14 protein-coding genes are annotated in these 22,403 nt (G+C 34.8%); 10 read left to right on the forward strand and 4 right to left on the reverse strand.

Features of this window, described 5'->3' with window-relative positions; genetic code table 11:
• Positions 1 to 42: 42 nt before the first annotated feature.
• A complete protein-coding gene (locus tag TERY_RS03750; RefSeq protein ID WP_011610602.1) occupies positions 43 to 1,230 on the forward strand; it encodes a hypothetical protein in 1,188 nt (395 codons plus the stop codon).
• A gap of 453 nt (positions 1,231 to 1,683) precedes the next feature.
• Here TERY_RS03750 and TERY_RS36125 read toward each other — a convergent pair whose 3' ends face one another.
• Positions 1,684 to 1,815, reverse strand: a complete 132-nt coding sequence (locus TERY_RS36125; RefSeq protein ID WP_370496561.1) for a hypothetical protein — start codon at positions 1,813 to 1,815, stop codon at positions 1,684 to 1,686.
• 192 nt (positions 1,816 to 2,007) lie between these two features.
• Here TERY_RS36125 and hypF point away from each other — a divergent pair, with 192 nt between their 5' ends.
• The 6 genes from hypF (at position 2,008) to hypA (ending at position 9,590) form a co-directional block, all read left to right on the forward strand.
• The gene (gene hypF, locus TERY_RS03755; RefSeq protein WP_011610603.1) at positions 2,008 to 4,365 is read left to right on the forward strand and encodes a carbamoyltransferase HypF; all 2,358 of its coding nucleotides are present in this window, start codon (positions 2,008 to 2,010) and stop codon (positions 4,363 to 4,365) included.
• Positions 4,366 to 4,485: 120 nt separating this feature from the next.
• Positions 4,486 to 4,662 (forward strand): hypothetical protein, encoded by a 177-nt coding sequence (locus TERY_RS27030; protein WP_370497388.1) that lies wholly within the window; start codon positions 4,486 to 4,488, stop codon positions 4,660 to 4,662.
• A gap of 18 nt (positions 4,663 to 4,680) precedes the next feature.
• Complete coding sequence (locus tag TERY_RS03760; RefSeq protein WP_011610604.1) at positions 4,681 to 4,929, forward strand: HypC/HybG/HupF family hydrogenase formation chaperone; 249 nt, start codon at positions 4,681 to 4,683, stop codon at positions 4,927 to 4,929.
• Positions 4,930 to 5,317: 388 nt separating this feature from the next.
• Entirely contained in the window at positions 5,318 to 6,451 is a 1,134-nt protein-coding gene (gene hypD, locus TERY_RS03765) for a hydrogenase formation protein HypD (protein ID WP_011610605.1), read from the forward strand.
• 1,432 nt (positions 6,452 to 7,883) lie between these two features.
• Positions 7,884 to 8,990, forward strand: coding sequence for a hydrogenase expression/formation protein HypE (gene hypE, locus TERY_RS03770; RefSeq protein ID WP_011610606.1), 1,107 nt, complete (start codon positions 7,884 to 7,886; stop codon positions 8,988 to 8,990).
• Between the two features lie 255 nt (positions 8,991 to 9,245).
• Positions 9,246 to 9,590, forward strand: a complete 345-nt coding sequence (gene hypA, locus TERY_RS03775) for a hydrogenase maturation nickel metallochaperone HypA (RefSeq protein ID WP_011610607.1) — start codon at positions 9,246 to 9,248, stop codon at positions 9,588 to 9,590.
• 317 nt (positions 9,591 to 9,907) lie between these two features.
• Here the strand turns inward: hypA and mglC are convergent, their stop codons facing one another.
• The 3 genes from mglC to mglB all read right to left on the reverse strand — a co-directional run bounded on the left by mglC (position 9,908) and on the right by mglB (position 13,961).
• A complete protein-coding gene (mglC, locus tag TERY_RS03780) occupies positions 9,908 to 10,912 on the reverse strand; it encodes a galactose/methyl galactoside ABC transporter permease MglC (RefSeq protein WP_011610608.1) in 1,005 nt (334 codons plus the stop codon).
• Between the two features lie 209 nt (positions 10,913 to 11,121).
• Entirely contained in the window at positions 11,122 to 12,651 is a 1,530-nt protein-coding gene (locus TERY_RS03785) for an ATP-binding cassette domain-containing protein (RefSeq protein WP_011610609.1), read from the reverse strand.
• A gap of 233 nt (positions 12,652 to 12,884) precedes the next feature.
• The gene (gene mglB, locus TERY_RS03790) at positions 12,885 to 13,961 is read right to left on the reverse strand and encodes a galactose/glucose ABC transporter substrate-binding protein MglB (RefSeq protein WP_196797212.1); all 1,077 of its coding nucleotides are present in this window, start codon (positions 13,959 to 13,961) and stop codon (positions 12,885 to 12,887) included.
• 826 nt (positions 13,962 to 14,787) lie between these two features.
• On the opposite strand from mglB, the gene TERY_RS36130 reads away from it, so the two are divergent.
• From TERY_RS36130 to TERY_RS03800, 3 genes are all read left to right on the forward strand, one after another.
• A complete protein-coding gene (locus tag TERY_RS36130; protein ID WP_071820739.1) occupies positions 14,788 to 14,871 on the forward strand; it encodes a DUF2887 domain-containing protein in 84 nt (27 codons plus the stop codon).
• Positions 14,872 to 15,150: 279 nt separating this feature from the next.
• A complete protein-coding gene (gene hypB / locus TERY_RS03795; protein WP_011610611.1) occupies positions 15,151 to 15,990 on the forward strand; it encodes a hydrogenase nickel incorporation protein HypB in 840 nt (279 codons plus the stop codon).
• Between the two features lie 3,526 nt (positions 15,991 to 19,516).
• Positions 19,517 to 21,421 (forward strand): calcium-binding protein, encoded by a 1,905-nt coding sequence (locus TERY_RS03800; protein ID WP_011610612.1) that lies wholly within the window; start codon positions 19,517 to 19,519, stop codon positions 21,419 to 21,421.
• The last annotated feature ends 982 nt before the right edge of the window (positions 21,422 to 22,403 follow it).

Genomic DNA, 22,403 nt, shown 5'->3' on the forward strand with positions numbered 1-22,403 from the left:
CTAATCTTAATACGAAACAGAAACCCAAAATCTAAAACTTACATGAAAGTATCTCTTAACAATTACCCTAATGAAAACCAAGAAATAAAACCATATATCCTTGAACCTAAGGGAGCAGAAATTATTCTTGGCGCAGCATATTCTAATTCCTTAGTTGTACCACTAACACCCAGTAAAACCACGATGTTCGGACCCCGTGGGGCTTGCCTCATCTCCGAAAACGGCCCCCTGTGGGTAGCTGATACAGGACATCATCGGTTATTAGGATGGCGACAACGCCCCGAAACTGACGATCAACCTGCTGACTGGGTGATAGGGCAACCTGATTTTTCTCAAGAGGGGCAAAACGCTAATGGTCAAACAACCGCAGCAACTGTTAGCGTTCCTACTAGTATCTGTGCTTATGGGGAAGGGTTGGCAGTGGCGGATGCTTGGAATCATAGGGTCTTGATTTGGAAACAGTTACCGGAAGATAATAATGTTCCTGCTGATATTGTTTTGGGGCAAGCAGATTTTTCTGAAAATGAATCTAACCGAAGCAAGTTAGAAACTGCTGCTGACAGAATGCACTGGCCTTATGGTGTCATCTGTCATCACGATCAGCTCTGGGTAGCGGACACGGGTAACCGTAGGGTATTGATGTGGCAGCAATTACCAGAGGTTAACGGGCAACCAGCAGATTTGGTTTTGGGACAAACAGATATGAGTTGTCGCGATGAAAATGGTGGCGGAGAGGCAACGGCAGCAAGTATGCGTTGGCCTCATGATATTACTTTTTGGGAAGAAAGTTTGGTTGTGACGGATGCTGGCAATAACCGGGTGATGGTTTGGGATGGTATTCCTACTGAGAATAATCAACCTTGCTCTGTAGTGCTTGGTCAATCTCAATTTGACACGGTACAGTTAAATCAGGGGGTTTATTTTCCTTCTGCTGTTAGTTTGAGTATGCCTTATGGTGTGGTGGCGACTGGGGAATGGTTGATCGTTGCTGATACTGCTAATTCCCGGTTGTTGGGTTGGCGGGATGTTGTGGGGATGGGAACTCCTGCACTGGCTTTGACTGGTCAACCTCATTTTGAGAGTAAGAGTGAAAATGCTTTGAGTTTACATCCAACTCGGCAAAGTTTGTGCTGGCCTTATGGGATTTCTGTTTGTGGTAATACTGCTGTTATTGCTGATTCTGGTAATAATAGGGTTTTGTTGTGGTCTTTGACATCCTCCCCAACTTAAGGCTCCACCCACCACTTTTGCTGAGGGAGTGGGTATACTTATACTACAGGGAGGGGTAAGAAGCTCCCTAAAGTGCCAACATCGCTTTACATAACTCTAAGAAAGACTTATGGAGTTTGCCTAAACCTTAGATATGAAGAATTCTAGGGGATATCAGAACAGCTAGCAAATTGAAATGCAAAGGTTTAAATTTAATACGCTATACTGATGACTTTGCTATCCTACATGAAGAGATCAAGGTAGTGTTGCAAGGCAAAATCATAATACAGGAATGGTTAAGCTAGGTATAATTAGAACTAAAACCAGAAAAAAATCGTATTGGTTACACCCTATTAATAGAATTTCTTCACCTGTTTGAGAATTTGGGAGCTAATATGTTTGTTGATGTAGGTCAGCTATTGGGATGAATGTATCTAATAAAAGCGCAATTCCTTATTGATAAGAGAAATGAGCTTAACTACAACATAGTTGACCACGAAGAGTAGCTCCAGATAAATTGACTTTTCTCTTGGCCTGGAAGCCATCACTCAAGAAGATATCTAGGTTTGGGTACAAGCGATCGCTAAATTCTCCAGTGTTACCCATAAAATGTACTTAAGCTGAAGCAAACGTAGAAGAAATTGAACATGATCACAAAAAAATTAGGTAGCTTAAAGTATGACACGTTTGTTTGCTGTTTATGAACTAATGTTACAACCAAAACCCTTGAGGAGCATCCCTATTACCGAATTGATTTCCCTTGTATAATTAATTAAGAATCTCAATTATTATTATCCAATGTCTAAAATAGCAGAACAAATTCGTATCTATGGCACTGTCCAAGGTGTAGGTTTTCGCCCTACAGTCTACCGCATTGCTAAAACATTAGGGTTGTGCGGTGAAGTTAGTAATGATGGGCAAGGTGTTTTAATTAAAGTTGTAGGCGATCGCTCGACTATTGACCAGTTGATCGAAAAAATACATTCTGAACGCCCTCCACTTGCCGATATCGAAACCATTACCCGACAGCACTTGGAAAATGCAAATTTCCTAGATTTTATCATTACCTCAAGCAACAACAACAGCGTTCGTACCAAAATAGCACCCGATGCTGCAACCTGCTCCAACTGCAAACATGAAATCCTTGACCCTTTGAGTCGTTGGTATCGCTACCCATTTACTAACTGTACCCACTGCGGACCCCGCTTCAGTATTACTAAAAAATTACCTTATGATCGCAAAAATACAACTATGGCAGATTTTAACTTTTGCCCAGAATGTCAGGAAGAATATTCCGATCCCCTTAACCGTCGCTTCCACGCTCAACCTATTGCCTGTCATGTTTGTGGACCGAAAGCTTGGTTAGAAAGAGCAGATGGTAAACCAGTCACTGCTGATATGTTCTCAATGTTAGATGATGTGGATGCGCTCTGTACTCTGATCCAACGAGGAATGATAGTTGCTGTCAAAGGCTTAGGTGGCTTTCACCTTGCTTGCGATGCCACTAATGAGGAAGCGGTACAAAAATTACGTTATCGCAAACGTCGCCCAGATAAACCTTTAGCATTGATGGCACGAGATATTGAGGTGATTTCCGAATATTGTAGTATTAGTGAGATGGAACACAAATTATTATCAAGTGTAGCTGCTCCTATTGTGTTGTTATCTGCCAACGGTAGCAAACAGGTTGCTCCTAGTGTTGCACCTGGACAAAATACTTTGGGTTTTATGCTACCATATACTCCATTGCATCATTTAGCACTGCGTCGTTTGAATGTTCCCATGGTATTAACAAGTGGCAATTTTTCTGATGAACCTCAGTGTATTGATAATGAAGAAACTCGGGAAAAACTATCAGGAATTGCTGATTATTTTCTCATACATAATCGCCCTATTTTTAATCGGGTTGATGATTCTGTGGTACGAGTTATTAAAGAAGTGCCTCAAGTATTACGTCGAGCTCGTGGTTATGCTCCTGCCCCAATTAATTTACCTCCTGGATTTGCTAATATTTCTCCTATTTTGGCAATGGGAAGTCAGTTAAAAAATACTTTTTGTTTATTGCGTGATGGTCAAGCTATTTTATCTCAACATATTGGGGATTTAAAAAATAGTTTAGCTGTCACGGCTTATCAAAAAACTTTGAATCTTTTTTTGGAGTTATTGGAGGCTAAACCTAGTAATATTGTTGTTGATAAACACCCAGAATATTTATCAACAAAACTAGGAAAAGATTTGGCAAATACTAATAATTCAAAAATTATAGAAGTGCAGCATCATCATAGTCATATAGCAGCTTGTATGGTTGAAAATGGATTAGATATTGATTGTCAGCCTGTTTTAGGAATTGCTCTAGACGGGTTGGGTTATGGGGAAGATGGAACTATTTGGGGAGGAGAATTTTTATTAGCAAATTATCACGGTTTTGAACGTTTAGGAACTTTTAAACCTGTAGCAATGATTGGAGGAGAACAGGCAATTTATCAACCTTGGCGGAATACTTATGCACATTTAGTAGCTGCTTTTGGTGTAGATTTTATTAAGAATTATGAATGTTTGGAATTATTTAGTTTTTTGCAAACAAAACCTCTAGCTTTGCTAAATCAAATGATAGAAAAAAAGATTAATTCTCCCCTGGCTTCTTCTTGTGGACGGTTATTTGATGCGGTAGCTGCTGCGATTGGAATTTGCCAAGAATCTTGTAGTTATGAAGGCCAAGCTGCTATCAGTTTGGAGACTTTAGCAACAGAATATTTGTTAAATGATTCTGAAGAAATTGAGAGTTATCAATTGGATCTGTTACAAATGGAAAATGTAAGTAAATTCCCTCTTACTTATATAGTGCCACAGCCAATGTGGCAATCTTTACTGATAGATACAAAACAAAGTGCCACTCCAGCTCTGATGGCAGCTAAATTTCATCAAGGGTTAGCGAAGGCTATTTCTAAGATGGTAGCTGAATTACATCAGAGTTGTGAGTTTAATCAGGTAGCTTTGACTGGTGGAGTATTTCAAAATCAATTGTTACTTTCTCTAGTGAGCGATCGCTTAATTAAAATGGGGTTAGACGTATTGACTCATCGTCAAGTTCCAGCTAATGATGGTGGTTTATCTCTAGGTCAAGTAGCGATCGCTGCGGCTAGACTGAGAATGTAAAATCAGAGGGACAAGACAAGGAGGAAAAAACAAGGAGTCGTGGACAGATCGAGGAATTTTAAACAATTTTGATTTTAGTCAAAGTTTGATTAATTTATTTTCATAAAAATATGTTTAGGAATTCCTGGTCAAATTGTTGAAATTACCGATATTGTCAAGAAATTGGCAATAGTTGTATTAGTGGGAAAAAGAGAGGTTAATGATGAAGAAGATTCAGTTGAGTCTTGTTTTGGTGACTGGGTATCAGTTCATATGGGCAATTCCTGTGAAGCGTTATTGATTTTAGTAAAAGTTTGATTAACTTATTTAAGAAAAATGTGTTTAGGAATTCCTGGTCAAATTGTTGAAATTACCGATATTGTCAAGAAATTGGCAATGGTTAGTATTAGTGGAGTCAAAAGAGAGGTTAATATTGCTTGCATTATTGATGAAGAACATCCGATAGAGTCTTGTGTTGGTGACTGGGTGTTAGTTCATGTGGGTTTTGCCATGAACCGTTTAGATGAAGAAGAAGCCACAGAAACTTTAAAATTATTGCAGGAAGTCGCTGCAGTAATGAATTAAAAAGTAGGTTTGTTTGAGTAAGGACACATAGGCTTTTAACTTATGGTATAGTTTCTGATCATCTGTAATTATTTTTATTTATGCTACCAGGTTGAATTCAAAACTGAACTGGACCCAAATAACCACTCAAAAAACATTGCTACTCAAACACGAGCTCTGTCACCGGTAGTGCAAATGCAAACACTGCAATGCTCGTGAGTGAGACTTGAGTGCAGCCTTAAATTTAGCAATGGAGTTCACCCCGGGGACCTGGATAACACTCACACTGCCAGCAATAGGGAACAGAAAATTTGTCAAAAATCCAATAATTATTAGATTTTATAAGATTGTTGGAGATTTTTGGGAACGTAAACCTAACATATTATTACATTTATTTCTGATAACTGATATGAAGTACGTTAAAGAATTTCGCGACCCCGACAAAGCACAAGGTTTAGTAAGAGAAATTGCTCAACTCAGCCAAAAGTTAGGATACACCACGGAACACCCACTAAAAATAATGGAAGTTTGTGGGGGTCACACTCACTCTATTTTTAAATATGGCATTCAAGAAGCTTTACCTAATAATATTGAACTAATACATGGCCCTGGCTGTCCAGTTTGCATTATGCCCAGAGGTAGATTAGATGATGCGATCGCTCTGGCAGAAAAACCCAATGTCATTTTTACAACTTTCGGTGATGGGATGCGAGTACCGGGTTCTCAAAAAAGTTTGTTACAGGCAAAAGCTCAGGGTGCAGATATTAGAATGGTTTATTCGCCCCTGGATAGTTTGAAGATAGCTAAAGAAAACCCAGATAAAGAGATAATTTTCTTTGGTTTAGGTTTTGAAACTACTGCCCCCAGTGCAGCTTTAACTATTTTGCAGGCAGAAGCAGAAGGCGTCAAAAATTTCAGTATATTTAGTAACCATGTTTTGGTTGTACCGGCTCTAGAGGCATTACTTAGCAACCCAGATTTAGAATTACAAGGTTTTGTTGGGCCTGGTCATGTGAGTATGGTTATTGGTACTCAAGTATATCACATAATTTCGGAAAAATACCAAAAACCTGTGGTTGTATCAGGTTTTGAACCTTTGGATATTTTGCAGTCTATTTGGATGTTACTACAGCAAATATTAGAAGGTCGTTGTGAAGTTGAAAATCAATATAGTCGCATAGTAAAAGAAGAGGGTAATAGGGTAGCACTTGAAGCCATGAAACGAGTATTTGAAGTGCGAGATACGTTTGAGTGGCGTGGTTTGGGAGAAATTCCCGAGTCCGGATTAAAAATTACTGATGCTTATTCCTGTTTTGATGCTGAGGCTAAGTTTTGTCTGCCTAACAAAAAAGTTGCTGATGCTAAAGCTTGCCAATGTGGGGAAATTCTCAAAGGTGTACTGAAACCTTGGGAGTGTAAAGTCTTTGGTACTGCTTGTACTCCTGAAAACCCGATCGGCACTTGCATGGTTTCCTCTGAAGGTGCTTGTGCTGCCTATTATAAATATGGTCGGTTGTTTAAGAAGGAAAAAGTTAAGGTTTAATGCCAGTGGCTTAGGTTAGGGTTTATAATTGATTCCATAGTGGGACCAATGAACATAAGCCCTTTGTAGGAAATCTCACAAAAAAATCATTTCGTGACAACTGATAAATGATAAATGATAACTAATAACTGATAACTAATAACTGAAATAACTGGTAATCATCATTTAAAAATTTATGCCTACATTACAAGTACTAAAAAACATTAAAAAATCACCCCAAATTTTTCTAGAATAAACGAGAATATTTGGAGTTTCTTGCCCACTATAGTAGGATTATGTTTAATAATTAGTATGATATTTTTGAAGAAAAAAAATATCATTGGTTGGGCTAGTGTCATAAATTAAGTAATATTTTATTAACTGGATATGAACCAGCTAAACAGGAAAATAATGAGTAGATAGATGAGCATAAATTCTCAGGAAAAGAGGTATGAAGCCTGATAAAATTTGACCGTTAATAAATTTAAAAAATTATAATTGAAAAAATTATAATTGAAAAAAAATTGTCTACATCGAAAATACCAATAAATATTGAATTATTCAAAAAAAAATTCGACATTAACCAGAATATTTAGAGTTTATTGCACCGATATTAGTGATGTTATTACTAAAGACAATAGCCCAGTTAAATTTTAATTTATGAACAACAAAAACGATTCTTAACTACTAATTTTTTTTGGTTCCTTTTATACTTATTTACCATTTTTAGCTATTGCCAATATTGGAATATATTTACAGTTACAAGATACCACCATTTGTACTAAATTTTCTCTTCAGTTTACAACTCAAGGTACCGAAGATTGGAGTAACAAAAAAAATCGTTCTTATTTGGGTTGGTATTTTGCTAAACATCCATAAGTAGCTATTGAACCAGATAATTTCATTCGGCTAATATACAGACATCTATTAAAAACTTACTGAGAGTTCATAGAGAAATAAATAATTTCTACAATGAACCTCTATTGGATCGAAAACTCCAAAAACTTTTTAGCAATATGGGTAAGATTCCACCTCAAGTAAACCGTGAATATGTTAATTGTTTAGTAGAAGTACTTTTAACTAATGGAAATAGCGTTGCTTGGTATGCTGAAGGGATATAGAAATCTATAGTAGAAAAATTCGATTCTGAACAAGCACTTACAGCAATACTATCTTTCAATGAATCAAGCATTTCTGCTCGTCTACAACATAAATTATATCAAGAAAAGTTTAAACTTTATTATTGGAAATAATGACAGACTAAAGTTTATATACAGAGAATAAAAAAATGATTTCAAAGTAACAAAAATACAATCCTTCTTTCAATACAATGAAAAATGATTCAGAAATTAAACGTCAGGTTGAAAATTTGAAAAAAATATTATCGTAAATAGATAACTAAATCTAAAAATTAGCAATCTTAATAAAATTGATATTTAAACTGATATTTAATATGACAAACTCTCTATCCAACGAACCCAAACAACATTCTTTATTTAAAAAAATCGAACGAGCGCGACGTCGCCCTACAAAAGTTCGTGACACCAACATTACTCTCGCTTATGGTAGCGGCGGTAAAGCAATGCGTGACCTCATAGAAGATATTTTTGTCAGCAATTTTGACAACCCTATTCTATCTCAACTAGAAGACCAAGCAACATTTGACCTGGCAACCTTTACCGCTCAAGGAGACAGACTTGCTTTTACCACCGACTCCTATGTAGTTGACCCCATCTTTTTTCCTGGAGGTAATATTGGTGAACTAGCAGTCAACGGCACCGTTAACGATCTAGCTGTAAGTGGCGCAAAACCTTTATATCTCTCCTGTGGAATGATTATTGAAGAAGGTTTCCCAGTTGACTCCCTCCGAAAAATAGCAAAAAGTATGAAAGTTGCAGCAGATGTCGCTGGAGTAAAAATTGTTACAGGAGATACAAAAGTTGTTCCTCAAGGCGCTGCAGACAAATTATTTATCAATACTGCGGGGGTGGGTGTAGTTCGCTCTGGTATTTCTATTTCTGCCCAAAATATCCAACCGGGGGATACCGTTATTGTCAATGGTTATCTTGGAGACCACGGAGCAGCTATTACAGTCGCCCGTGGAGACCTGGCCTTAGCAACGGAAGTCAAAAGCGATACTCAAGCTTTAAATGGTTTGGTCGATATTATTCTTGATGTTTGTCTGGAAGTACGGGCGATGCGAGATGCTACCCGTGGCGGTGTAGCAACAGTATTAAATGAATTTGCCATGAGTTCTGAGGTAGGGATACGACTTTTTGAATCTTCTCTACCAGTGCGGGAAGAGGTGCAGGGAGTCTGTGAAATTCTCGGTCTCGACCCTTTATATTTTGCCAATGAAGGTAAGTTAGTGACAGTGGTGCCCAGAGAAAAGGGGGAAGCTGTTTTGGCAGCAATGAAATCTCATCCTGCGGGTATTGATGCTGCTATTGTGGGGGAAGTTATTGCTTCTCCCCCCGGAATTTTGTTCTTGCAAACTACATTCGGCACCGAACGCATTGTGGATATGTTGGTAGGAGAACAACTGCCAAGAATTTGTTAGGCAGGAGCAACACGGAAGTCAAAAGTCAAAATTTAGGAAGTCAAAATTTAGAAAGTTAAAAGTCAAAAGTTAGATTTTAATGGTTTAAAACTTGGGAAGTTAAAAGTCAAAAGTTAGACTTTAATGGTTCAAAATTTTGACGGTTGATCAAAAAAAACTTTTCACTTTCAACTTTTATTTCCCTTCTGCCTTCTGCCTTTCTTTCTCCAAAGTGTAGGTATTTAAAAGCACAGGATATAACACCCATTATCAAATATGCATGAATTAGGAATTACTCAAAATATTGTTGCCATAGTTGCCGAAAATGCTAACAATAGATTGATAAAACGAGTCACCCTAGAAATAGGTGAACTATCTGCTATTATGCCCAATGCTATTGAATTTTGTTTTGATGTTTGCACTCAAGGTACAGTATTGGAAGGGGCAACTTTAGAAATTATCAAAATTCCTGGTTTAGGAAAATGTCGTCAATGTGCAACAGAAATTCCCCTAGAGCAACCATTCGGCATTTGTCATGTTTGTAATAGTGTTGAACTTGATATTATTCAAGGTCAAGAACTTAAAATTAAGGAAATGGAAGTAGAAGAATTATCTGTTTAATATCAAAAGAATTGAAGTTAACTTAAACTTAACTACTTCAACTTTTCCTATTCAGTAAAGTTGACATTGTGTAATATAGTTTTCCCTTTATAACTTAAAATCTCTAAAAAGCTTATCAAAGGTTGAGATAAAGTAGAAGTAATATTATTTTTTTTGAATACCCACAGTGGGAAAATTTTCAAAGAGACATAATATTAGGATTATTTATGGGATTAACTTTAGTAAGTACTTCTAGCATTCAAAAAATTCACCCTCCGTTTCACGAAGTCAATTTATAATTCGTTGCTTTTTTACCACTATCTAATTCTGAATAAAAGTCAACTTTGTCTAACATATTTTCTAATATCAATTGCCACTGCACTGACAATAATTAATCCCTTAACAATAAATTGTAAATAAGGACTTAACTCAATAAATACCAGACCATAATTAATAATTTGGAAAATCAAGACTCCTGTGACAACTCCTGATACAGTACCAATACCTCCGGAAGTAGAAACTCCTCCCACTACACAAGCAGCAATGGCATCTAACTCATACATATTACCAGTATTATTAGTGGCACTGCCAACACGACCTGCTTCTAATATTCCAGCAAATCCGTATAATAAACCCGCTAAAGTATAAACAATTAATAAATACTTAATAACACTAACACCAGAGACAGTTGCTGCTTCAATATTTCCTCCTATAGCATACATATTTCTGCCCAAAATAGTTTGATTCCATAAAACCCAAATAACTCCAATTACTATGACTGCATAGATAATTAAATATGGAATTTCAAAGGAACCTAAAATCAAATCACCTTGAACAAAAGTAGTAAAATTTTCAGCTAATCCACCAACTGGTTGTGCTCCTAAAGGAGGGCGATCAAAATAAATAGAATTTAATCCATAAATTATAATCATTGTTCCTAATGTAGCAATAAAAGGAGGTACTTTAAACATACCTACAACCACTCCATTAATGAACCCAAAAAAAGCACAAATTATCAGAGTAAATAACATCGGAATTATTAAAGGTAATTCCATTAAATTTGGATACATACGGTAAGGATAATCTGCTCCTTGTAATAATGAAGCTGATAATACTGCTCCTACTCCTACTATACGTCCTGCAGATAAATCAGTACCTTGAGTAATTAAAACTCCCCCAACACCCAAAGCAATAATAATTCGAGTCGAAGCTTGAGTTAAAATCAGACGAAAATTATTAACTGTTAAAAAATCAGGTGAAATTATAGTTATAACAATTAACAATAGGATTAACACTAAGTAGATAGCATTATTAAGAGCAAAGTTTATAATTTGTTTAATCATTGGTAAATTTAAATATAATTGTTTTTTTGTTCACACCAAAATCTCTCTCAATTTAAATAAGTAAGTCAAAAAAAAATATATTTTTAAAAGTTTAAAAATTATTTATGAATACTAATTATAATAGTAAGCACTAGTATATTTAGAAAATGAATAAACTTAGAATTACTAAAACTCTTATAGTATGATATTTTCTAATACCAGGACAAGCATTATAAATACAACCCAGATAAACCCATAATTTCCTCTTGAATCCTATTGTTTTGAGTCATTTTTTTTGATTCAACTATACCTGCAACTTTACCGTTACTCATAACTAAAATTCTATCAGTAACTCCCAATAATTCTGACATTTCTGAAGATACCATAATAATTCCCATACCTTCATTAGCTAAATCATTTATTAACTTATATATTTCATATTTAGCCCCCACATCTATCCCTCTTGTTGGCTCATCCAACATCAAAATTTTTGGTTTAGTTAATAACCAACGTCCAATTATTACCTTTTGTTGATTTCCACCAGATAATTTCCCAATTAAAGTTTTTTGTGAAGGTGTTTTTACTCCCATTGAATCAATTATTTCTTGAGTGTGTTGTCGAATTTTTTTTTCGGATAGTAAACCCCAGCTATTCACATAATAATTAATATTAGCAATTGTGGCATTAAAACTTACTGATAAACTATCAAAAATACCCGTACTTCTTCTCTCTTCAGTTACTAAAGCAAATCCCTGAGAAATCACTTTATTAATTCTAGAATTATCAATTTTTTTACCCTCTAAAAGTATTTCTCCTGAACTGACTTTTCTGATGCCAAATATTCCCTCAAGAATATCTGTTCTTTTTGCTCCTACAAGTCCAGCTATTCCTAAAATTTCTCCTGCTTTTAATTCAAAGTTAATATCCTTAATCGAAGGTTGAGTATAAGCAGTTAAATTTTTAACTTCTAAAATAACCTTACCTAGTTGACAAGTTTTATGAGGAAATAAACTAGATAATTTTCTATTAACCATCATCTCTATAATTTCAGATTTGGTTAAATCTTGAGATGGTTTAGTTGCTATACAAAAACCATCTCTCATAATGGTTATTTCATCAGAAATATTTAAAACTTCCTCAATTTTATGAGAGATATAAATAACTCCTACATTTTGATTTTTTAATTGATTAATAATTGAAAATAAATGCTCTACTTCTGTTACCGTTAAAGATGAAGTTGGTTCATCCATGACAATAATTTTAGAATTAGAAGAAACTGCTTTAGCAATTTCTACCAATTGCATTTCTGATATACTCAAAGAACTAACATTTCGTTTAGGGTTAAGTTCTATACTAAGTTTTTCAAACAGATTTTTAGTATCTTTAAAACACTTTATTGTATCAATAAATATTCCCTTTATAGGATATCTTCCTAGCCAAATATTATCCATAATATTCATTTGTCTGACTTGATTAAGTTCTTGGTGAACCATTGAAACACCATACCTTAATGCTTGTTGAGGGCTGAAAATTTTTACCCTTTTTCCAGACAAATAAATTTCACCTGCATCCAACTTATAAATACCAAACAAACATTTCATTAAAGTTGATTTTCCAGCACCATTCTCACCAACTAATGAATGTACTGTACCAGGTCTCACTTTTAATATTGCTCCAGATAATGCTTGTACTCCAGAAAAAGTTTTAGAGATATTAGTCATTTCTAAAGCATACTTCGTCTTGAATTCTTCTCCAACCATATTATTCTTTTTTCTCAAGTATGTTCCACTAATAATATTTTTAGTAATCCCACTATTCGCCCATTAACTAAATTTAAGGAATTCAAGAATAGTGAGATAAGTTTATATAAATATTTATCAGAAATTGAAGTAAATTTATTCTGATAATTAAAACAAACAAGCAGTTAAACTTGTGTGAATTTTTTAGTAAAGTAACTACTGATAATAATCCACACTTTACCTAGAACAGAAGTCTAATTATAAGCATCTTCTGCTACACCCAAATTATCTTTTGTTATAGAAACATAAGGAACTAAGACTGCTTTATTAACATCTAATTTCCATTGAGTATCTGCCAAAATATCTTTACCTAAAGCAGCATTAAAAGCCAAATCAAATGTAGCCTTACCCTGATTCTTAGCATCATTTAAAACAGTACCAACAATTTTTCCTTCTCGAATTTTTATTAACACTTCAGGTATAGCATCAACTCCCACTATTGGAACTAATTTGTTATCTTTAAAATATCCAGCTTTTTCTAAAGATGATAAAGCTCCTAAAGCCATAGCATCATTATTAGCAATTACTAACTCAATTTTATTACCATACTTAGATATCCAGACATCCATTTTATTAGCAGCTTTTGTAGCATCCCACATAGCTGTATCAATTGCTAATTTTTCTACCTCAATACCTGCCTTTTTAACCTCATCAATAACATATTTAGTTCGTGCTTCGGCATCTGGATGTCCTGGTTCACCTTTTAATAAAACATATTGAATTTTTCCATCTTGATTCAGATCCCATTGTTCTTTATTTTTATTCCATAAATTAGTAATTATTGTACCTTGTATAATTCCAGATTCTTGAGAATTAGTACCTACATACCAACTCTTTTCATAACTATTTAAAAGTTCTAATTCTGGCTCTTTATTGAAGAAAATCACAGGTAAATTTGCTTTTTTAGCTTTTGCTATTACTGTTATAGCTGACTTAGGATCTACTAAGTTAATTGCTAAAGCTTTGACTCCCTTAGCAATCATGGTATCAATTTGCTCAAGTTGCTTGGCTTGATTATTTTGTGAATCATTAATAAATAATCTTGCTTTAGCATTAGCACTTGATTCAATATAACGACGTACATAAGACATAAAGTTATCATCATATTTGTAAATAGTGACACCTATCTTAATTAAATTTTCCTTGTTATTACTAGTATTTGCTGTACAACCTATAAATAACAGAGATGCTAAAATTGAAGCTATGAATAAACTCTTTTTCATCACAAAAATTCCTAAATTATAATTACTATTATTATCAATTTTTTTCATGGCTTTAAATTTTAAATTATAAAATTGACACTATTTATTACTCCTATATATGTAGTAATATTTATAAGTAAATATTTTTTAATCTAAAAAAAAACTACAAAAATTACTGCTTTTATAACACTACTATCAAACTTTCATAAATTCTAATTTGAGATAGTTTAGTTTTGAGCAATATCAGGAAATTGTCAGTAAAAAGCTATGCTTTTATTAATTGATCTGAATAATTAATTTTAGATAAAATAGTATAACTTTTCCTGTTTATACTTGTCAAACTTTTCTGAAGGAAAGATCAAGGTAAAATCGGAAATTAAATCCAAATTATCTGATAAAAATGCCTGAAAATTAGTTAACATCATAAATAAAAAAAATATAGTGGTTGTTGATAGTCGATATGGATGTACATCCTTAGTCAAAAAAACTGTAGATATTCCTCGCAATTAGTTAATAGGCTATATCCTTAGATGTTTTTACGATAAGCCGATAGGTCATAATAGCTGTGGTTGTTCTAGATGATATGGGAAAAATTTTTAACTGAATGCTCAAGAAACATCGGTAAAGAGCAAAAGTTATAAAAAAATACAAAAATAGCAATTAGCAACTGAATTGACATCAAAAAAAAATTTACATATCTTAATATTCTATTTTTTTAATCTTTCCCTAGATTATATTTGCAACTATTTAGTCTACACTACTAATAATAAATAATAAAACAAATATTTACTATACAGTAAAACATTTATACTATCGCTAAACTATAAATAATCTGAAAAAAGATAGTATTTTCTATCAAATATTTTTGGAACTTTTCAAAATTTTCTTTTAACTAATTAACCAACCTAATACCGATTCTCAAAGTTATGAATTTACCTCTAATGAAGTCAAACAATTATCTTTTCGTTTAGACAGTTAATTTTTTCCAACTGAAAATAAATCTAATCAAATTTTTTACCTTTTAAAGCTTAATTTCAAGCAGATTTAAGCAGATGATAATTTCTATTATCGCTTATTTACCCAATTATTTCTCTTTTTACGACAATATTAACCCTCTAATCCTTAACACATAATAGTTATTGTCCCAGTCGTAATATAAAAAGGAAAAAAATTAGCGCTTTGGCAACATTTTAGTCTCAAATAAATTTCAACCTTAATAAGGTTGAAAAACTAAAAATTAAATAAATGGAGAAAAATTATGTGTGTAACTTGTGGTTGTTCCGGTAATAATGAAGCTACTATTACTAACTCTCAAACAGGAGAAAAAATAGCAATAAGTAACCATCATCCTCATACCCATACTCTCCCAGATGGTACTGTCATTACTCATACTCATTCTGATAATTATACTCCCAAAAATCATAATCATAAAACGGCAGAAGATCATGCCAAAATCCACAAAAATACTATTAGTTTAGAAAAAGAAATTTTACAGAAAAATGACCTGATAGCTGCCCAAAATAGAGGTTGGTTTAAAGGCCGAAATATTTTGGCTTTAAATTTAGTTAGTTCTCCTGGTTCTGGCAAAACAACTTTATTATCTCGCACAATTAATGATTTAAAATCTGATTTGACTTTTAGTGTGATTGAGGGTGACCAAGAAACTATTAATGATGCGGAAAAAATTCGCAAAACTGGTTGTAAAGTTGTGCAAATTAATACTGGTAAAGGCTGTCACTTGGAAGCTGCAATGGTAGAAAAAGGTTATACAGAATTAAATCCTCCTTTAAATTCAGTTTTGATGATTGAAAATGTGGGGAATTTAGTTTGCCCTGCTTTATTTGATTTAGGAGAAAGTTGTAAGGTGGCAATTCTATCAGTTACTGAAGGAGAAGATAAACCGATTAAATATCCCTATATGTTTCGAGAAAGTCAGGTAATGATTCTGACAAAAATTGATTTATTGCCTTATTTACAGTTTGATTTAAACCGCTGTGTTGAATATGCAAAGCAGGTAAATCCTCAGATTCGTATTTTTCAGGTTTCTGCTTTTACCGGAGAGGGTTTGAATAAGTGGTATGATTGGTTAAAAAGTTAAATTATTCTCGAAAAATTATCAGGTAATCTAAATATTTTATCCTAGGGGTTTAGTGTTCATATATCAGGGCGAATGGGATTGAAATACTAAACTCCTACAGCTTTTTTTACAAATTATTTTATGTGGTAATCGTGTCTTTAAAAATCAAATTAATGGTATTTTGTTTTGTTGATTTAATTCTAATGGTAATTTAATAAAAATAGGAGATTAAATAATATAAGAAAAAAAATCTTTTGCCCCACAAAAAAAATGTAGAAATATCTCAAAAAAAGGCTCGGTTTTCACAGGATATATTCTTGGCAGTAGAGATGAGATTAAAAGTTACGTTTTTATCTGAAATTTAATTAATTAATTAATTAATGATGTGAAATTTTTAGAAATAATTCTTTCTCAAATTCCCTAGATTTTTCTCAACAGATGAATTGTGAAAACTACACGCTGAATAATTCAAAAATAGAATGTTGGGTTTCCATGGCTCAACTCAACCTACGTTTACTATATTTACTACTTTTTTACTGGGGTTAATATCAAGCATCCATCTGGAGAGGAATGAGGTTAGACTACCTTTTCAGAGTTTATCTAAAATCTAATAACTATAACGTTGGAGTTTTTGAGTTAGTCAATTCTTTTCCGGAGGCGTAGAATATGATGGATGTCTCAGTTTGGTTTTCTTAGGGTTACTGAAAAATTTGGGGTTTCCATGGCTCAAACCCACCTAGGTTTTTACTGGGGTTAATATCAAGCATCCATCTAGAGAGGAATGAGGTTAGGCTACCTTTTCAAAGTTTATCTAAAATCTAATAACTATAACGTTGGAGTTTTTGAGTTAGTCAATTCTTTTCCGGAGGCGTAGAATATGATGGATGTCTCAGTTTGGTTTTCTTAGGGTTGCTGAAAAATTTGGGGTTTCCATGGCTCAACTCAACCTACGTTTACTATATTTACTACTTTTTTACTGGGGTTAATATCAAGCATCCATCTAGAGAGGAATGAGGTTAGGCTACCTTTTCAAAGTTTATCTAAAATCTAATAACTATAACGTTGGAGTTTTTGAGTTAGTCAATTCTTTTCCGGAGGCGTAGAATATGATGGATGTCTCAGTTTGGTTTTCTTGGGGTTACTGAAAAATTAGGGGTTTCCATGGCTCAAACCCACCTAGGTTTTTACTGGGGTTAATATCAAGCATCCATCTGGAGAGGAATGAGGTTAGGCTACTTTTTCAGAGTTTATCTAAAATCTAATAACTATAACGTTGGAGTTTTTGAGTTAGTCAATTCTTTTCCGGAAGCGTAGAACATGATGGATGTCTCAGTTTGGTTTTCTTAGGGTTGCTGAAAAATTTGGGGTTTCCATGGCTCAAACCCACCTAGGTTTTTACTGGGGTTAATATCAAGCATCCATCTAGAGAGGAATGAGGTTAGGCTACCTTTTCAAAGTTTATCTAAAATCTAATAACTATAACGTTGGAGTTTTTGAGTTAGTCAATTCTTTTCCGGAGGCGTAGAATATGATGGATGTCTCAGTTTGGTTTTCTTAGGGTTGCTGAAAAATTTGGGGTTTCCATGGCTCAACTCAACCTACGTTTACTATATTTACTACTTTTTTACTGGGGTTAATATCAAGCATCCATCTAGAGAGGAATGAGGTTAGGCTACCTTTTCAAAGTTTATCTAAAATCTAATAACTATAACGTTGGAGTTTTTGAGTTAGTCAATTCTTTTCCGGAGGCGTAGAACATGATGGATGTCTCAGTTTGGTTTTCTTAGGGTTGCTGAAAAATTTGGGGTTTCCATGGCTCAAACCCACCTAGGTTTTTACTGGGGTTAATATCAAGCATCCATCTAGAGAGGAATGAGGTTAGGCTACCTTTTCAAAGTTTATCTAAAATCTAATAACTATAACGTTGGAGTTTTTGAGTTAGTCAATTCTTTTCCGGAGGCGTAGAATATGATGGATGTCTCAGTTTGGTTTTCTTAGGGTTGCTGAAAAATTTGGGGTTTCCATGGCTCAACTCAACCTACGTTTACTATATTTACTACTTTTTTACTGGGGTTAATATCAAGCATCCATCTAGAGAGGAATGAGGTTAGGCTACCTTTTCAAAGTTTATCTAAAATCTAATAACTATAACGTTGGAGTTTTTGAGTTAGTCAATTCTTTTCCGGAGGCGTAGAATATGATGGATGTCTCAGTTTGGTTTTCTTGGGGTTACTGAAAAATTAGGGGTTTCCATGGCTCAAACCCACCTAGGTTTTTACTGGGGTTAATATCAAGCATCCATCTAGAGAGGAATGAGGTTAGGCTACCTTTTCAAAGTTTATCTAAAATCTAATAACTATAACGTTGGAGTTTTTGAGTTAGTCAATTCTTTTCCGGAGGCGTAGAATATGATGGATGTCTCAGTTTGGTTTTCTTAGGGTTGCTGAAAAATTTGGGGTTTCCATGGCTCAACTCAACCTACGTTTACTATATTTACTACTTTTTTACTGGGGTTAATATCAAGCATCCATCTAGAGAGGAATGAGGTTAGGCTACCTTTTCAAAGTTTATCTAAAATCTAATAACTATAACGTTGGAGTTTTTGAGTTAGTCAATTCTTTTCCGGAGGCGTAGAATATGATGGATGTCTCAGTTTGGTTTTCTTGGGGTTACTGAAAAATTAGGGGTTTCCATGGCTCAAACCCACCTAGGTTTTTACTGGGGTTAATATCAAGCATCCATCTGGAGAGGAATGAGGTTAGGCTACTTTTTCAAAGTTTATCTAAAATCTAATAACTATAACGTTGGAGTTTTTGAGTTAGTCAATTCTTTTCCGGAGGCGTAGAATATGATGGATGTCTCAGTTTGGTTTTCTTGGGGTTACTGAAAAATTAGGGGTTTCCATGGCTCAAACCCACCTAGGTTTTTACTGGGGTTAATATCAAGCATCCATCTGGAGAGGAATGAGGTTAGGCTACTTTTTCAGAGTTTATCTAAAATCTAATAACTATAACGTTGGAGTTTTTGAGTTAGTCAATTCTTTTCCGGAGGCGTAGAATATCATGGATGTCTCAGTTTGGTTTTCTTAGGGTTGCTGAAAAATTTGGGGTTTCCATGGCTCAACTCAACCTACGTTTACTCTATTTACTACTTTTTTACTGGGGTTAATATCAAGCATCCATCTGGAGAGGAATGAGGTTAGGCTACCTTTTCAAAGTTTATCTAAAATCTAATAACTATAACGTTGGAGTTTTTGAATTGGTATAGCTGAAAAATGTTGGGTGAAGTCAGATATTAAATTGAGAACTAATTGTTCCTCTAAATTCCTCTCCCATTCCCTATCTGCTAAGCCAAGTTATTCTTCTCAATGTCTCATATTGGTTCATTCATGAAATAATTACCCTTTAATATCCGCCAACACACCGTTAAATTAAAGAGTATAGGTATTGAAAATTGTTGCTCTTAAAATTAAGTAATTTTTCTATTGCTAAACTAGGGTATAAAATATTATTATAGTATAAGAATATACTTTTTTGAGGTAAACATTATGGATAATTTTCCGCAAATCGAACCCCCTGCTGAAGGGGAAGCAGTCCAACTTATTGGCCACAACAAGAAAGAGAGTTTTATAAATGGATCCGACGATGCTGAGGTTCTGAAGGGTAAAAAGCGTGATGATATTCTCGCTGGCTCCGGTGGAGAAGACTGGCTCTATGGAAAACAAGGTCAAGACATCCTGCTCGGCGACAACGTACCTGACGAGACTGACTTTGACGCAGATGGCAAGGTAACGGTCAATCATACCTCAATGAATGACTACCTTTTCGGGAATATTGGTGAGGATACTCTCATTGACCAATTCGGGAGTGACGGTTTAATAGGTGGTCAAGGGAATGATTTGATTATTAGTATGAGTGACTCCAATATTCCCCAGGAAAATCAGACTATACCAGCCAACGTAGATGATGGTGATGACCTTGCTCGGCTTAATTTTTCTGATACATATATTAATCCAGACAACCTTAGCGCTAATGACACATTGAAAGGTGGAAAGGAGGCAGATACATTTTCCTTCCAATTATTGATAAATGCTTCAAAAGAAATTGTCGAGAAGCACACTAATGACCAGGGAGTTACCAACTGGGGAATGAATGGTGTCGCCGGAGAAAATGATAACTACCATGATCATTGGGTGGAAGGCATTGGGCATGATAAAATTATTGACTTTAATGCCAAGGAAGGAGACTCAATTAAAGTTTTCGGCCATACAGTACAAAAGCGACTCCTTGAGAATGATGAACAATCTAAAATCGCTGTTATTGGTCTCTACAGTGATCAAGGTAATGATGGACAGCGAGGTGGGGGTGCTCATGACCTAGATGTTCTCGGTAAAATTGAAGTGCATTATAAAGGCAAGTTTGACTTTGATTCAGATGTTACTGTAGAAAATGAAGATTACGGAGCTTATGGCTTGGACAGTAATGCAATGATTGAGGAATATGATATTCCCAATAAACTGGATGAAGCTAATACATCTGACTTTGTCGGAACTAACGGAGATGACGAAATTGAAGGTAATCTTGGCAAAAATAAGATACAAGGTCTTCAAGGTGATGATCATCTTATTGGCCAAGCGGGGAAAGACAAGTTAGAAGGTTCAGAAGGTGATGATCATCTTATTGGTGATTACATACCTACAGAAGCTGATTACGATGCTGAAGGAGTACTCGACCTTCCCGAAGATGTAGTCTACGATGACAAACTTTTTGGCGATACAGAATCTGATACTCTTGCCGATCAGTATGGGGATGATAAACTCACAGGAGGTGATGGTAATGATAGGTTGATCAGTATTAGTGATAGTAGTATTCCTCGTGAGAACGCTAATATTCCAGCTGGTGTAGATGATGGTGACGACCTTAAGAAGCTTGATTTTTCCAATGAACTTATCAATCCATATAATACCGCCAGTAAGGATATTTTGACAGGAGGTTCCGGTGCTGATACGTTTGAATGGAATCTTCTTATCAATGCCTCAAAAGACATTGTCGAGAAGCACACTGATGACGACGAAATCATCAACTGGGGAATGAATGGTGTGGCCGGAGAAAATGATAACTACCATGATCATTGGGTTGATGGTATTGGAAAGGATTTAATTATGGATTTCAGTGGACAGGGTGGTGAGGATGATAAGATTATCGTCCGAGGACATACGGTTAAAGTCAAGCTCTTGAGTGAAACGTCAGATAAGGCAGAGTTAGGTATCTACAGCGACCAAGGTAATGACGGAGAACGAGGTAATGGTGCCCATGATTTTGATGTTCTAGGAAAAATTGTAGTCAAACATGATGGTAACTTTAACTTTGATAATGATGTACAAGTCGTAGGGGTTGATTATGGTGCCTATGGGAATGGTGCAGAATTATATCAAGTGTTTGGACTTGAATAACTGCCGGGTCGGGTTACATAGACCTGAACTTTCCCTTTGACAAAAAACTATAATATGTGCTATAAAATAGATTTATTTGGTAAAAAAATATATTTTCCACCTATGACTCTATTTTAAGCTTGATGTCTTAATAGAGAGCTTTTCTCTATGTATGTGGGAAATTTCTCAGGTAGGAGCGATCGCTACTTTTTCAGAGTTTATCTAAAATCTCATAACTATAACGTTAGAGTTTTTGAGTCAGTTAATTCTGGTCGGGAAGCGTAGAATATGATGAATGTCTCAATTTGTTTTTCTTGGGGTGGCTGAAAAATGCTTGGTTTCTATGCCTCAAGCCCATCTACATTTATTATGTTTACTACTTTTTGACTGGGGTTAATATCAAGTATCTATCTGGAGAGGAATGAGCGATCGCTACTTTTTCAGAGTTTATCTAAAATCTCATAACTATAACGTTAGAGTTTTTGAGTCAGTCAATTCTGGTCGGGAGGCGTAGAATATGATGAATGTCTCAATTTGGTTTTCTTGGGGTGGCTGAAAAATGTTGGGTTTCTATGCCTCAAGCCCATCTACGTTTATTATGTTTACTACTTTTTGACTGGGGTTAATATCAAGTATCTATCTGGAGAGGAATGAGGTTAGGCTACTTTTTGACTGGGGTTAATATCAAGTATTTATCTGGAGAGGAATGAGGTTAGGCTGCTTTTTCAGAGTTTATCTAAAATCTCATAACTATAACGTTAGAGTTTTTGAGTCAGTCAATTCTGGTCGGGAGGCGTAGAATATGATGGATGTCTCAATTTGGTTTTCTTGGGGTGGCTGAAAAATGTTGGGTTTCTATGCCTCAAGCCCATCTACATTTATTATGTTTACTACTTTTTGACTGGGGTTAATATCAAGTATCTATCTGGAGAGGAATGAGCGATCGCTACTTTTTCAAAGTTTATCTAAAATCTCATAACTATAACGTTAGAGTTTTTGAGTC

Source organism: Trichodesmium erythraeum IMS101, from assembly GCF_000014265.1.
Classification (GTDB): Bacteria; Cyanobacteriota; Cyanobacteriia; order Cyanobacteriales; family Microcoleaceae; genus Trichodesmium; species Trichodesmium erythraeum.